This window comes from Aquabacterium sp., from assembly GCF_036279655.1.
GTDB lineage: Bacteria > Pseudomonadota > Gammaproteobacteria > Burkholderiales > Burkholderiaceae_C > Aquabacterium.
The window spans coordinates 17212-30996 of the sequence record NZ_DASUIT010000055.1 but is presented as its reverse complement, the minus strand read 5'-3'; the positions used below and the strand labels follow the sequence as shown (position 1 = coordinate 30996).

At 63.3% G+C, this 13785-nt stretch carries 16 protein-coding genes; 15 read left to right on the top strand and 1 reads right to left on the bottom strand.

Annotation, left to right across the window (positions count from 1 at the left end):
- Nucleotides 1-44 precede the first annotated feature (44 nt).
- From VFW84_RS06160 to VFW84_RS06095, 14 genes are all read left to right on the top strand, one after another.
- Nucleotides 45-254, top strand: a complete 210-nt coding sequence (locus tag VFW84_RS06160) for a Flp family type IVb pilin (protein WP_329679560.1) — start codon at nt 45-47, stop codon at nt 252-254.
- 137 nt (nt 255-391) lie between these two features.
- The gene (locus VFW84_RS06155) at nt 392-931 is read left to right on the top strand and encodes an A24 family peptidase (RefSeq protein WP_329679559.1); all 540 of its coding nucleotides are present in this window, start codon (nt 392-394) and stop codon (nt 929-931) included.
- A 96-nt stretch (nt 932-1027) separates the two neighbouring features.
- On the top strand, nt 1028-1909 hold the full coding sequence (gene cpaB, locus VFW84_RS06150; RefSeq protein ID WP_329679558.1) for a Flp pilus assembly protein CpaB: 882 nt from the start codon (nt 1028-1030) through the stop codon (nt 1907-1909).
- Between the two features lie 37 nt (nt 1910-1946).
- On the top strand, nt 1947-3404 hold the full coding sequence (locus VFW84_RS06145) for a type II and III secretion system protein family protein (protein WP_329679557.1): 1458 nt from the start codon (nt 1947-1949) through the stop codon (nt 3402-3404).
- Nucleotides 3405-3416: 12 nt separating this feature from the next.
- Nucleotides 3417-3695 (top strand): hypothetical protein, encoded by a 279-nt coding sequence (locus tag VFW84_RS06140; RefSeq protein WP_329679556.1) that lies wholly within the window; start codon nt 3417-3419, stop codon nt 3693-3695.
- 33 nt (nt 3696-3728) lie between these two features.
- Nucleotides 3729-4994: a pilus assembly protein TadG-related protein gene (locus VFW84_RS06135; RefSeq protein WP_329679555.1), complete on the top strand. Its 1266-nt coding sequence runs from the start codon at nt 3729-3731 to the stop codon at nt 4992-4994.
- A 7-nt stretch (nt 4995-5001) separates the two neighbouring features.
- Nucleotides 5002-5430, top strand: a complete 429-nt coding sequence (locus VFW84_RS06130; protein WP_329679554.1) for a TadE family protein — start codon at nt 5002-5004, stop codon at nt 5428-5430.
- Entirely contained in the window at nt 5427-5840 is a 414-nt protein-coding gene (locus VFW84_RS06125; protein ID WP_329679553.1) for a TadE/TadG family type IV pilus assembly protein, read from the top strand. Before VFW84_RS06130 ends, VFW84_RS06125 begins: the two co-directional genes overlap by 4 nt.
- A gap of 17 nt (nt 5841-5857) precedes the next feature.
- Nucleotides 5858-7036 (top strand): AAA family ATPase, encoded by a 1179-nt coding sequence (locus VFW84_RS06120; RefSeq protein ID WP_329679552.1) that lies wholly within the window; start codon nt 5858-5860, stop codon nt 7034-7036.
- A 22-nt stretch (nt 7037-7058) separates the two neighbouring features.
- Nucleotides 7059-8420 carry a CpaF family protein gene (locus tag VFW84_RS06115; RefSeq protein ID WP_414638906.1) on the top strand — a complete coding sequence of 454 codons (1362 nt, stop codon included), beginning with the start codon at nt 7059-7061 and terminating at the stop codon, nt 8418-8420.
- 3 nt (nt 8421-8423) lie between these two features.
- A complete protein-coding gene (locus VFW84_RS06110; RefSeq protein WP_329679551.1) occupies nt 8424-9398 on the top strand; it encodes a type II secretion system F family protein in 975 nt (324 codons plus the stop codon).
- 15 nt (nt 9399-9413) lie between these two features.
- Entirely contained in the window at nt 9414-10361 is a 948-nt protein-coding gene (locus VFW84_RS06105) for a type II secretion system F family protein (RefSeq protein ID WP_329679550.1), read from the top strand.
- A 15-nt stretch (nt 10362-10376) separates the two neighbouring features.
- The gene (locus tag VFW84_RS06100; RefSeq protein WP_329679549.1) at nt 10377-11501 is read left to right on the top strand and encodes a LytR C-terminal domain-containing protein; all 1125 of its coding nucleotides are present in this window, start codon (nt 10377-10379) and stop codon (nt 11499-11501) included.
- 50 nt (nt 11502-11551) lie between these two features.
- A complete protein-coding gene (locus VFW84_RS06095; protein ID WP_329679548.1) occupies nt 11552-11785 on the top strand; it encodes a hypothetical protein in 234 nt (77 codons plus the stop codon).
- 67 nt (nt 11786-11852) lie between these two features.
- On the opposite strand, the gene fabR is transcribed toward VFW84_RS06095, so the two are convergent.
- The gene (fabR, locus tag VFW84_RS06090) at nt 11853-12530 is read right to left on the bottom strand and encodes an HTH-type transcriptional repressor FabR (protein WP_329679547.1); all 678 of its coding nucleotides are present in this window, start codon (nt 12528-12530) and stop codon (nt 11853-11855) included.
- 120 nt (nt 12531-12650) lie between these two features.
- Between fabR and VFW84_RS06085 the strand changes: the two genes are divergently transcribed.
- Nucleotides 12651-13784 carry a ferredoxin reductase gene (locus tag VFW84_RS06085; protein WP_329679546.1) on the top strand — a complete coding sequence of 378 codons (1134 nt, stop codon included), beginning with the start codon at nt 12651-12653 and terminating at the stop codon, nt 13782-13784.
- The last annotated feature ends 1 nt before the right edge of the window (nt 13785 follow it).

Sequence of the window (13785 nt, the reverse complement as noted above, 5' to 3'; positions counted from 1 at the left end):
TTGTTATTGCGTTATCACTTCACATCCACTTGGAGTCACTGAAAATGAACACCGTGATCAAATTCTTCCGCGATTTCGCATCTGACGAGAATGGCGCCACCGCCATCGAATATGGCTTGCTGGCTGCACTCATCTCGGTCGTGATCATCATTGCGGCGGCCTTGGTGGGCACCAATCTCAACACCATTTTCCAGCAAATCGCAGATTGCCTGGGCGGTGGTCCTGGCAACGGCACCTGCCCTGGCGGGGCTTGAGCCTGATGGCTGACTGAAATGGCGGCGGTGTTTGATCGCATTTTGATCGATTGATCACCGCCCCCTGCTCAGCATCGGTTCATATTCAGTTCACATTCTGGATTCCTATTGGCATATTCATATGCCAAGGACTATTCATGCCTCCAATTTCACATGACATGCTGTGGTTGCTCGCATCCGGTGCCATGATCATCGTGGCAGTCTGGTCCGATGTCAGAACCATGCGCATCCCCAACTGGTGCGTTCTGAGCGGCGCGTTCAGTGCCCTGCTGATCGCCAGCATGCCGGGCGGTCTGGGCTTGGCAGACGCCTTGATCGGCGGTGCAGTCGGTCTGGCGCTGCTGCTTCCGCTCTACATCTTTCGAATCCTTGGGGCAGGCGACGTCAAGCTGATCGCGGCCCTGGGCATGTTCACGGGCATGCCCGGCATCTTCGGACTGACCTTGGCCACCTTCGCATCAGGCGGCGTGCTGTCCCTGCTCTGGATGATCCGGCACCGGCAGTCGGCCAACGTGTTGAGCAACCTGCGCACCGGTCTGCTCCACGGCGTGATGGATGCCAGCGCCGGCAAGCTGCCCAGCGCCCAGAACTTCCCGGTCAGTCAAAGCCGGATGCCTTATGCATGCGCCATCGCCGCGGGGATGGTTCTGTATGTCCTGCTGAGCAAGAGATTCTGATGCTGTCGCGCTTTCGGCTCACACCCGAAGCGCAGCAGCACGACGAGACGGGAGGCCACCCACTCTGGCCAGCCTCCAACCACATGGAATGCTGACATGAAAAACGTACGACCACTCCTGGTTATCCTGATCTCCATCATCGTGGGGGCCGCCGCGGTGGCACTGGCCGCCAAATGGGTCTCCAACCGAGGCAAGGTCTCCACGACCAGCGTCGTCGTCGCGGCCCAGGACATCGAGGTGGGCACGCGCCTGACCAGCAAGATGTTGCAGGTCGTCGAATGGCCCGCCACAGCCCCCCTCAAGGATGCGTTCAGCAGCACAGACAAGCTGGCGGATCGTGTCGTCAACACACAGGTTCTGCGCGGTGAGCCCGTGCTGGCGGCCAAGCTGGCCCCTCCGGGAGAAAAGGGTGGCCTCTCTGCCGTGCTGGAAGATGGCAAGCGTGCCGTCACCGTCAAGGTCAACGAGATCGTTGGCGTGGCTGGCTTTGCACTGCCAGGCAACTATGTCGATGTGATGGTCAACACGCCCGATGAGGCCAACAACGCCGTCTCCAAGATCGTGCTGGAACGCATCCTGGTGCTGGCCGTCGCTCAGGACACTTCGACCGGTGCGGACGCCAAGCCCCGCGTCGTCAATGCCGTGACGCTGGAGGTCACCCCGGAAGAAGCCGAGATGATCGATCTGGCCCGCAGCGTGGGCTCGCTCTCCCTGGTGCTGCGCAGCCAGGTCGACAAGGGGCGTGTCGCCACCAGCGGCGCCCGCAAGGAAGATCTCCTGGGCAAGCCCACGGTCGCGCCAGTGACCACGGTGGCAGCTCCCACAGCCAGTTCGGCCAGCGCGGCAGCCCAGACACCACCACGCCCGGCCCCCCGTCGTGTGAGCGCCCCGGTTCGCAAGCCTGCCTCGGCGCCTGCCCCCTCCCCTGCTGCGGAACGAGTTGAAGTGATCCGTGGCTTGCAGAAGTCCGGTGAATGACCCCGTCTCCCACCCTCCACACCTACGCGAGCACACCATGAAAAGAACTGCCGATCACTCTCGCGCGTCGTTCACGCTGCGCACGGCGACCCTCTGGGTCCTGAGCACCCTGGTCACGCACATCGCAGTCGCTGCGGACACGGAGCAACTGGCGGCCAACACCCCGGCCACCAAGTCTCAGGCGGAAGCCAAGGCAGAGCCCGCCAAGCGCACCACCATGACGCCGCAGACCGCCAAGTACTCGGGTCAGACCGAGATGGCCCCGCCCTTGCAGCTGACCGTCGGCAAGTCCTCACTGGTGCGCCTGCCCTCCGAGGCCTCCCGCCTGTCGGTCGGCAACCCCGATGTGGCAGACGTGATGCTGATCAATCCCCGTGAGATCTACATCCTCGGCAAGAAGATTGGCGCCACCAACATGTTCGTCTGGACCCGCGATGGCCGCGCCACCGTGATGGACCTCAGTGTGGGCGTGGACACCAGCACGCTCAAGCACAAGCTGACCGAGTTCGTGCCCTCCGAGCCAGGCGTCACGCTCAGCTCGCTGGGTGACTCGGTCGTGCTGACTGGTCGGGTCAGCGATGCCCTCAAGGCCCACCGGCTGGTGCAACTGGCCGAGGTCTATGCCGGCAACAAGAAGGTGGTCAACCTGCTGCGCGTCGACGGATCACAACAGGTCATGCTGGAAGTCAAGGTGGCCGAGGTCTCCAAGACGCTGCTGGACAAGCTGGGCGTGCAGTTCAGCGCCACCCGCACGATCGGCAACACCACCGTGACCATGCTCAGCGACTTCCTGAGCGGTGGCAGCGGATCCATCAGCACCGCACGCCCCAACGGCCGCACGTCGGTCACACTGGATGCCGAGGTTCAAAAGGGCCTGGTCAAGATCCTGGCCGAACCCACCATCACGGCCGTCAGCGGCCAGGAAGGCTCCTTCCTGGCGGGCGGCAAGATCTTCATCGCTGTGCCCTCGGGCACCGTCGGAGGGCTGCCCACCCTGGAAGAGCGCGAGTTTGGCGTGGGCCTGCGCTTCACACCCACGGTCCTGGAAGACGGCTTGATCAACCTGAACGTGACACCCGAAGTGTCCGAACTGGGCCAGGTCGAATCCTCGGGCTTGCCCACCATCACCACACGGCGCGCATCCACCACCGTGCAGTTGCGCGACGGCGAGACCTTCGCCATTGGCGGCCTGATCAAGAACAACGTGACCGAAGGCGTCAAGGCCCTGCCCGTGCTGGGCGAGTTGCCCGTGCTGGGCGCCCTGTTCCGCAGCAGCGAGTTCCAGACGGATCGCTCCGAATTGCTGTTCATCGTCACGCCCCGCTTGGCCAAACCTCTGCCGGCCAACTACAGCCTGCCCACAGACAACTTCACAGCGCCCAGCCGTGCCGAGTTCCTGTTGAACGGCCGCATGGAAGGCGACCCCAAGACGCCCGCCCCCGCCAAGTCCGACACAGCCGCACCCCAGCAGGCCGGCGGCTTCCAGGTCAAGTAAAGGATCACCATCATGCGCACACTCGGACTCCTCCTGACCGTGGCCACTCTGACCACGGCCTGCACAGGCTACTCCCCCCAGGCAGAAGAACGTTTTGGCGACTCGGTTCGCGGCGCCGCCATGGCCCAGACGGTGAACCCGCAAGCCTCGCTGGTCAAGCCCACCAGCGCCGGCATGGACGGGCAGGCCGCCAAAGCGACCGTGGACAACTATCAGCGCTCCTACTCCGCACCGACCAAGCAGAGCAAGGATGTGCTTGGCCTGGGCCTGGGTGGCAATGAAGGCAAATAAGACCACACCGTGTTGCGCATCAGGATCCAGACCATGAGCAAGCGTGCATCCATGACCCGACCCGCGCGTCAACAGCGAGGTGCTGTGGCCGTGCTGGTGGGTTTCACCCTGGTGGCGCTGGTTCTGATGCTGGGCCTGGTGATCGACCTGGGCCACCTGTTCGTCACCAAGAGCGAGTTGCAGAACGCCGCCGATGCCTGCGCGCTCAGTGCCGCACGCGAAATGAATGATCTGAGCACCGGCGCGATCGATCGCATCACGGCAGCAGGCATCACGGTGGGCAATCGCAACCGCAGCGATCTGCAGGGCGAGGATGTCAACATCCTGCCCGAGGACGTGACCTTCAGCGACAACCCCAATGGCCCCTACTCGCGCTCCGTGTCGTCCACCACCACCCATGTGCGTTGCGCACCGCATGAGAGCAACCCCAAGAGTGTGGTGCTGTGGTTCATGGGCATTGCAGGCCTGACCGACCGTGAGCTGAGCGCCTATGCCATCGCGGGCTTGCAGGGAGGCTCGCAGAGCCAGTGCGCCATTCCGCTGGCAATGTGCACCAACTCGGCGGGCGTCCTGCCCAACCGAGGGTTCACCGTGGGCACTTGGTATGGTGGCCGCAATTCTTCCGGATCCGCCTCCCATGGCAACTATGGCTGGATCAGCTTCGCCGGGCACGGTGCCGCCAACCTGGCGGACGAGATCATTGGCGACGGTGTCTGCAATGTGCCCGTGGGCTCGCTGGTCGACATGAAGTCTGGCATCACGTCCAGCGTCTCCAACGCCTGGAACACGCGCTTTGGCCTGTACTCGGCCCCTTACCGAGCCGACGACAACGCGGCCTACCCGCCGGATCGCACGGGCTACGCTTACACCCCCAAGCAGGTGGACAAGAACGGGGTTCAGGTCGGGCCCGGCACATGGGACCGACCGGCCCCTCAGAACGCCTACCCCGACTATGTGACCCGCAAGAACAACACGCACGACCCCTACAACCCCAATTCACTGCTGGACGACAAGGGCAAGCCGGAGAAGTTCTACCAGAGCAGTCTGACAGCCACAGAACTTGCCAAGGGGCAGGACCGTCGCATGGTCTTCGTCCCGGTGATCAACTGCACCGACTTGGTCGATGGCAAGAAGAACATCCCCGTGGTTGACTATGCCTGCGTGCTCCTGATCACCCCTATCGTGGATCCGGCTCAGGACGTGCAGATGGAGTTCCGCGGTTTTGGTCAGAACACCGACTGCGCCACCACCGGCGCCCCCGGCAACACGGGAACCACTGTTCCCAAGCTGGTGAAGTGAGGCGGCCATGAGAGCACATCCTCATCTTCGCGGCGTGGCAGCCATCGAATTCGCCATCTTGCTGATCCCGCTCGTCATCATGACATTTGGCATGACGGAGTTGGGGCGCGCCTTCTATGTCTACAACGAACTGGTCAAGACCACGCGTGATGCCTCCCGCTATCTGTCCATGCAGTCCAGCGGGGCAGGAGAAACCGAAGCCCGCTGTCTGGTGCTGTATGGCAAAACGGTCTGCACCGGCACGCCCCTGATCCCCGACCTGACCACCGAGATGATCGACATTGAGTACGAATCCGCGGTCCCCACGGGCCTTGGCTCTGTCAATCTGGTCCGCGTCACCATCACCGGCTACCCCTTCACCTCGATCGTGCCCTGGGTGATCCAGGACTTCATCTTCGGCCCCATTTCATGCACCATGCGACAGGGGGGCTCATGAAACGTTCACAGACCGGAGCCGCCGCCGTCGAGTTCGCGCTCGTGATGGTGTTGCTGTTCATGCTGATCTTCGGCATCCTCGATTTTGGGCGTGCGCTGTTTCAGTGGAACAGCGCCAGCGACGCCACACGGCGTGGTGCCCGCACCGCTGCCATCGTCAACTACGGGGACTCGGCGGCCGTGCTGGCCGAGATGCAGGTCATCATGCCCCAGCTCACCATTGACGACGTCACGATCGAGTACTCCGGTGACGGCACTTTCACGGGCCCCGCCTGCAATGCCGCCACATGTCGCTTTGTGCGGGTGAGTCTGAACATGAACTTCACACCGGTGATCTTCTTTCTGCCCCTGACGATCCAGATGCCACCGTTCACGACGACCTACCCGATCGAAGCCCTCGGCTCCACTTGACTACGGATACCAACGTGATGAAAGCAACACTCATTTCCTGCAGCGACAAGGTGCTGGAGCAACTGCGCAGCAGTGTTGAAGCCGAAGGTTATACCGTCAGCGACGCACTGCATCGTCAGGCGGATCAGCCGCTGCAAGCCTTGCTGGACAACATTGCATCCAACCTGCTGATCCTGGACAGCACGGGCGGCGATCAGTTGCATGCGGACCTGCAGTCCATCGAGACCTGCATCAACGCCCACCCCGGTCTCACGGTGATCATGCTGAGCCCCACACGCGACGCCGACACCCTGACGGCGGCCATGCGTGCAGGCGTTCGTGAGGTGCTGCCCTCACCGGCCACGCCGGCCGATCTGGCAGCCACCTTGCGTCGCTTCGCGCAGCGGCCTGCCAACGGCGCCACCCCCCCGGTCAAGCGAGGGCGCGTCATCGCGTTCATCACCTGCAAGGGCGGCAGCGGCGCCACCTTCCTGGCCACCAACCTGGCGCACCTGCTGGCCAGCGAATACCAAAAGGAAACGGCCTTTCTGGATCTGGACCTGCAGTTCGGCGATGCCTCCTTCTATGTGGCAGAAGGCCCCGGCAAGTCCGACCTCACCACCCTGACCCAGCAGATCGATCGGCTCGATGCCAAGCTGCTGTCGGCCAGCATGCTGCACATCGCCCCCATGTTCAGCCTGCTGCCCGCCCCCGAGGCGCCCGAGACTGCCCTGACCGTCACGGCGGGCCAGCTGGAGCGGGTGCTGGAAGTCGCCCAGGGCTCCTATGACTTCGTCGTGCTGGATCTGGAGCGCTTCCTGGATGGCATGGCCATCAAGGCGCTGGACATGGCCGATCACGTCTTCCTGGTGATGGAAAGCCTGATGCCCTTTGTGCGGGACGCCAAACGCCTCGTGCGGGTCTGCCGCGCGCTGGGCTACCCCGACGACAAGATGCACCTGATCGTCAATCGCTATGAAAAAGGCGGTGCCATCGATCTGGCGCAGATCGAGAAGGCCGTGGGCTTGCCCGTGTTCCGCACCATCCCCAACAGTTTCGCGGACGTGGCACAAGCCATCAACACGGGTGTGTCGCTGGCCAAGGTCAACCCCAACAGCCCGGTGGTGAACGCCTTGCGTGACATCGCAGAGGAAATCACCGGCACCCATGCACCCCGCCCCCACGGCTGGTTCGACCGTCTGTTCGGCAAGAAGTGAAGCCACACAGCTGGAAGCCATTGTGACGTTCAACATCCGCAATCAGTTCGAGCAGCAGGAGGACTCGGCCGTCAAGCCGAGCCTGCTGGGACAAGCCACGTCTGCGGCCAACCATGGCACCGAGCTGGTCAAGTCACGCATCCACCGCAAGATCCTCTCGCTGATCGATCTGCGCACGATGGAAAACCTCGCACCAGATCGCCTGCGCAACGAGCTCAAGATCCTGGCCGAGAAACTGCTGGACGAAGAAGGCATCGCCCTCAACGAGACCGAGCGCCGCCACATCGTCCAGTCCATCCAGAACGAGATGCTGGGCCTGGGCCCGATCGAGCCCCTGCTGGCCGACGCCACCGTCTCCGACATCCTGGTCAACGGTGCGTCCAGGGTCTATGTCGAGCGACGCGGCCGCCTGGAAGAAACCGGCATCCGCTTCGACAACGATGCCCATCTGCTGCGCATCATCGACAAGATCGTCTCGCGCGTGGGCCGTCGCATCGATGAGTCCAGCCCCATGGTCGATGCGCGCCTGCCCGATGGCTCGCGCGTCAACGCCATCATTGCGCCGCTGGCCCTCGATGGGCCGGTGCTGTCGATCCGCCGCTTCGCCGTGGTGCCCTACACCATGCAGGATCTGCTGAGTTTCGACACGCTGACCCCCGAGATGGCCGATCTGCTGCTGGGCCTGGTCAAGGCCAAGGTCAACCTGCTGATCTCGGGCGGCACTGGCAGCGGCAAGACCACGCTGCTCAATGTGATCTCCGGTGCCATCCCGCCCAACGAGCGCATCATCACCATCGAAGATGCGGCCGAGCTGCAACTGCAGCAACCCCATGTGGTGCGGCTGGAGTCGCGTCCTCCCAACATTGAAGGCAAAGGCGAGGTCAATCAGCGTGCGCTTGTCCGCAACAGCTTGCGCATGCGGCCTGATCGGATCATTCTGGGTGAGGTGCGCGGTGCGGAAGTGCTGGACATGCTCCAGGCCATGAACACCGGGCACGAAGGCTCCATGACGACCATTCACGCCAACTCTCCACGCGATGCCCTCACCCGGCTGGAGCACATGCTGGGCATGTCGGGCATGCAGGTCTCGCCGCGCAACATGCGCCAGCAGATTGGCGCGGCCCTGTCGGTGGTGGTGCAAATCTCCCGCCTGTCCGATGGACGCAGGCGCATCACCAGCCTGCAGGAGATCACCGGCATCGAAGGCGAAGTGCTCAGCATGCAGGAGATCTTCCTGTTCAACCAGACCGGCGTCAAAGCCGACGGCACCGTGGAAGGACGCTTCGTCGTCACGGGCATCCGACCGAAATTTGCACAACGACTGATCACACGCGGGATCTCCCTGCGCGAGGATCTTTTCGACCCCTCACGGAATCGAGGCTAGCCCATGGATTGGCTCTACTTTGTCTTCGTCATCCTCGGCTTCTTTGCCGCGGTGATGTTCCTTGAAGGCCTGTACCTGGCCTGGAGCGCCTACATGGGCGAAGAGGCGCGACTGATCGCCCGCCGCCTGCGCGTGATGTCGGGTGAACGCACCCAGATCGAAACCGCCTCTCTGGTCAAGAAGCGCATGCTCAGCGATGTGCCGGCCATCGACGAGATGCTGTCGCGCCTGCCCAAGGTGCAGTCCCTGGATGCCTTCCTGGCGCAATCGGGCACCAGCGTCAATGTGGCGTCTTTCCTGGGCATCGGTCTGCTGCTGTTTCTGGGCGGTCTGCTGGTGCCCACCATCTTCGGCATGCCCCTGTTGATCTCGCTCATCCTCGCGGCTGCCTTGCTGCTGCTGTGGGTGGGTTATATCCATCGCCTGCGCAGCAAGCGCGTGTTCATGATCGAGCAGCAACTGCCCGATGCCCTGGAGTTGATGGCTCGCGCCATGCTGGCAGGCCATGCCTTTTCCAGCGCACTGCTCATCGTTGGCACCGAAGGGCCGCAGCCCATCGCCCAGGAGTTCAAGACCGCGTTCGATGAGATCAACTACGGTGTGTCCACGGAGACGGCATTGCAGAACCTGGCGGCCCGAGTGGCCAGCAGCGACATGCGCTTCTTCGTGGTGGCCGTGCTGATCCAGAGCGAGACCGGGGGCAATCTGGCCGACATCCTCAAGTCCATCTCCAAACTGATCCGCGAGCGCCAGAAACTGGTCTGGCAGGTCCGCGTGCTGACAGCCGAAGGGCGGCTCTCCGCACAGATCCTGACCGGCTTGCCCTTTGTGCTGGCCGCCGTGCTGTCGATCGTCAACCGTCAATTCATCTCCAAGCTGTGGACCGAGCCCATGGGCTTGCGCCTCGTGGCCTTTGCCCTGACCTTGATGGTCATTGGCGTGTGGTGGATGTGGCGCATGGTCAAGATCCGGATCTGATTCAGGAATATGCACATGACAAGCTCTGAACTGATCTTCTATACCGTGGTGTTCCTGGTGTTCCTGGGAATCACCTACTTGGTGGTGTCCCGACTGCTGCCCTCCGCACTGGAGCGTCGCGTGCAGGAGTTGACCGCCGACACCCCCGTGCCCCGACACCCCGAGGAAAACGCCCAACCCGCCCACTGGATCGAGTCCCTGGCGGCTCCCCTGGCACGCCCGGCCATGCAGCAAGGCGGTGGTTGGGAGCAGTCTCCCATCCGCGTGCGCTTCTACAACGCGGGTTACCGCACGCTGACGGCGCCCATCGTCTATTTCGCGGCCAAGACCGTGCTGACATTCGTGTTGCCCGGTCTGTTCCTGCTGTATGCCCTGGCATCGGACACGTCGCTTCAGCCGGCACTGCTGCTGGCACTCACCCTGGTGTTTGCGGCCATTGGCTACTACCTGCCCAACGCGGTTCTGTCACGCCTGGTGAGCATCCATCAACGGGAGTTGTTCGAAGCCTTTCCGGATGCACTGGACCTGATGCGGGTCTGCGTCGAAGCCGGTCTGGGCCTGGATGCGGCCATTGAGCGCGTCGGGCGTGAAATGGCCCTGGAAAGCGGGGCCCTGTCAGACGAGTTCCGCCTGGTCGGCCTGGAGTTGCGCGCTGGCTCCAGCCGCGCCAGTGCGCTGCGCAATATGGCACTGCGCGTCGGTCTGGAAGACATCGATGCCCTGGTGTCCATGCTGGTGCAGGCCGATCGCTTCGGCACCAGCATCGCTGAATCTCTGCAGGTGCACTCCGAGGCCCTGCGCACCAAGCGCCGCCTGACCGCCGAAGAAGCCGCCGCCAAGCTGCCCGTGAAGCTGCTGATTCCCTTGATCTTCTGCGTGTTCCCGGCCTTGCTGACCGTGTTGCTGGGGCCCGCCGCCATCAGCGTCTTGCAAATACTCATCCCGCGCATGTCGGGTCAATAGTCCAAGAGGTTCGTCATGAACAACATCCGCACCGTCATCTCGCTGGCCATTGGGGCACTGAGCCTGTCTGGTTGTTCCACCATCGAGACGAATTCGCTGGTCCAGACGCTGATCAAGCCCATCCAGCAGGTCCGCCATGGCTCGGACAGCGAAGCGCTTTATCGCATGGCCCGATCCTTCCAGATGGAGGGCCGCCAGGCCGAAGCCATCAAGGCTTATCGCCAGGTGCTGGACGCCAATCCGCGTCATGCCGAGGCTCACAATGCGCTGGGAGTGATCTATTCTCAGCAGCAGCAGGTCGAACTGGCAGAACAGCAGTTTCAACTCGCACTGCAGATCGACCCGAATCTGGCCCATGTCCACAACAATGTGGGCTACCACCTGATGCGCAATGGTCGGCTGAACGAAGCATTGCAGGCCCTGGGACGTGCGCATGTCCTGGACCGCAGCAACAAGGCGGTCACAGCCAACATGGCCGAGGCTCAACAAGCGGCTGAGCGCGACGCACAGTCCCAGGTCGAACAGGTGGCCGCTGCGGAGACAGCGCCCGAGACGACCGTGCCCGCCGTCGCATCCGCCTCGGTGGCATCGACCCAAGCCACCACCAGCACCGGCAGCCAGCTTGCCGCACCTCAGGCGCTCCAGGCCCAGGTCGAACCCACGCTTTCCTTGCAGTTGGTCAGCGTGGACAGCAACGTCTGGGAACTGAAAGCCCGGGCTCGACCCTCGCAGGACACGGTCGCTGCGGCACCAGTACCCGCCCCGTCTGAGACCCAGGCCGTGGTCACCTTGCCTGCACCGAGCACCCCACCCACGGCAACGCAGATCGCCAGCAACCCCTATGTCACGACCCTGCCCTCGCGCATCGAGATCGCCAACGGCAATGGCACCACCGGACTGGCATTGAAGGTGTCGCGTGAATTGATGGCTTACCGTGGTTTTGAGCGCCCACGGTTGACCAACCACAAGCCTTTTGACGTGCGCACCACCCGGATCCAGTACGTGGCAGGCGCTGAAACCGCCGCACGTCGACTCAATGCCAGCCTGCCCAAGCAGGTGCCTCTCGTGCGCGTGGCCTCGCTGGACAAGAACACCACAGTGAGGCTGCTGATCGGCAAGGACTTCCCCCGTCAAGGCTGACCCTCGCAACGATTTCTTTCACCCCCTCGTCAACTTCCAAGGAGCTTCTCATGGATCAACAACACATCATTGACCCGCAAAACCACTCGACCTGGATCGCCGCCTCGTTCATCGTTGCCCTGCTGGCCCTGGTGGTAGGCGTGATCGGTCTGTACCGCAACGCCACGACGGTGGTGGCCACCCAGGCACAGATCCTCAAGCTGAACCAGAAGATCGAACAACTGCATGGCAAGGGTGCGGCAGTTGCAGCACCTCAGGCATCGGCCCCCGCATCGGCCCCCTGAGCCAGCGGACACGCTCTCGCAGGATCGGCATTCAAAGGGCTTCGGCCCTTTGAGTGTTTCAAGGGGCTCAGCGTGGGTTGCCCAGCACCTGTGTGCCCGTCACGATCATGCGGACCATCTTTTCCAGTTGCTCCGTCAGCTCCGGATAACGCTCCGGAGGCTGATCCATGGCCACCGCGCCCATGGCAAAGACCAGACGCGTGATGGCCCGGGCTGTCAGCGCAGGCTCGTACAAGCCGGTCTGATTGGTCTCGGCCAGGCGGATCAGGTCCAACCTCAGTTCTTCTTCAAAGAAGTTCAACTGCCGGTCCACCGCCTGTTTGAAGGCGTCTGAGCCCACGGCCCCCTCGCACAGCAGGATGTGCAGCAGCTTGTCGCCTCCCCGCAGGCGCTCCATGAAGGCCTCGACCGAGCTGCGCACCACGCTGCGACCATGCACCGCTCTCTGGCGCGCCTCACCGATGATCTGCCGCAGTGAACTGCCCGCCAGATCAATCAGGGCCACGGCCAGCTCATCCATGTCCCGGAACTGGCGATAGAAGCTGTTCGGCGCAATGCCGGCCTCGCGCGCCACCTCACGCAGACTCAGCGACGACACGCTGCGTTGCGGCCCGACCAGCCTGAGCGCCGCCACCACGATGTCCTCTCGCGAGATCACAGGTTTGCGCCCCAGCACAGCGCCCGCCTGCGGCGATGCCGCAGACCCGGCTGGGGGAGGCAGGTGGATCGAGGAGTCGGCAGTCACAGGGCACCGATTTGAATGTCAGGGAAACCCGCTCATCATAATCCCTTATTTAATGCACACGTGTATAGACATTTGTCCTCATGGTCGTACAATCCGCTCGAAAGCTGATTGGAGTCAAGATTGTCTGCATCCCCTTCCGTGTCACTGGGCCAGTGGATCGCCCCGCTGATCGACCCGGCCACCTTTGATTTCTGGGCCTCGCGGCTTCACCCCGCATGGTCCTGGGCCCGTCCGCTGGCCCAGGTGGTGGAACGTCGCGTGGAAGCACAGGATGCCGTGACGCTGGTGCTCCAACCCAACCGCCATTGTTTTGCCGGGCGTCAGGCCGGACGCCCGTCATTTCAGCCCGGGCAACACATCAACCTCAGCGCCGAGGTCAATGGCCGGCGCACCACCCGCAGCTACAGCCTCACCGGCACGCCACGGGCCGATGGCCTGATCTCCATCACCGTCAAGCGGGTTGAAGGGGGCCATCTGAGCACCCACCTGTGCCGCCATGTCCGTGAAGGCGATGTGCTGGAGCTGGGCGATGTCTTCGGTGACATGGTCCTGCCGGCCCAGCCCCAGGGTGCATGGTTGTTCCTGGCGGCCGGCAGCGGCATCACCCCCCTGATGAGCATGACGCGTGCGCTGGCCGAGCGCCAGATGCCGGTCGACCTGACCCTGATCTACTGGGCCCGCACCCGGGCCGAGGTGTGTTTTGCACAGGAGTTGCAGGATCTGGCCCGGAAGTTCCCGCGCCTGCGTCTGCAGGTCGTGCTGACGCGTGAACATGAACTGCTCGCGGACGAAGCCCGTGGCCGCCTGTCGGCCGAGCTGATCAACGAACTGGTGGGTCACGAGGCGCTGCCGCGTCAGCAGGTCATGGCCTGCGGCCCCGGAGGCTTTGTGGAACGCGCCCGGGCCGTCCTGGGCCCGGTGGTCAGCGCCTTCCAGGCAGAAGCCTTCAGCCCATCGGCCCCGCAGGCGGATCTGCATGAGGCCGCAGCCAGCGCCGCCACTGTGCAGGTGCATCTGCTGCGCAGTGGCCGACAACTGGACCTGCCCTCCAATATCTCGCTGCTGCAAGCCCTGGAATCGGCCGGCATGCGCCCCGCATCCGGATGCCGCATGGGCATCTGCCATACCTGTGTGTGCACCAAGCAATCGGGCACCACGCAGGACGTGAATACCGGCGAGCTGGGCACCGAGCCCGGCACCGCCTTGCGGCTGTGCGTCAGTCGCGCCTGCACCGATCTGACCCTGGACCTGTGAT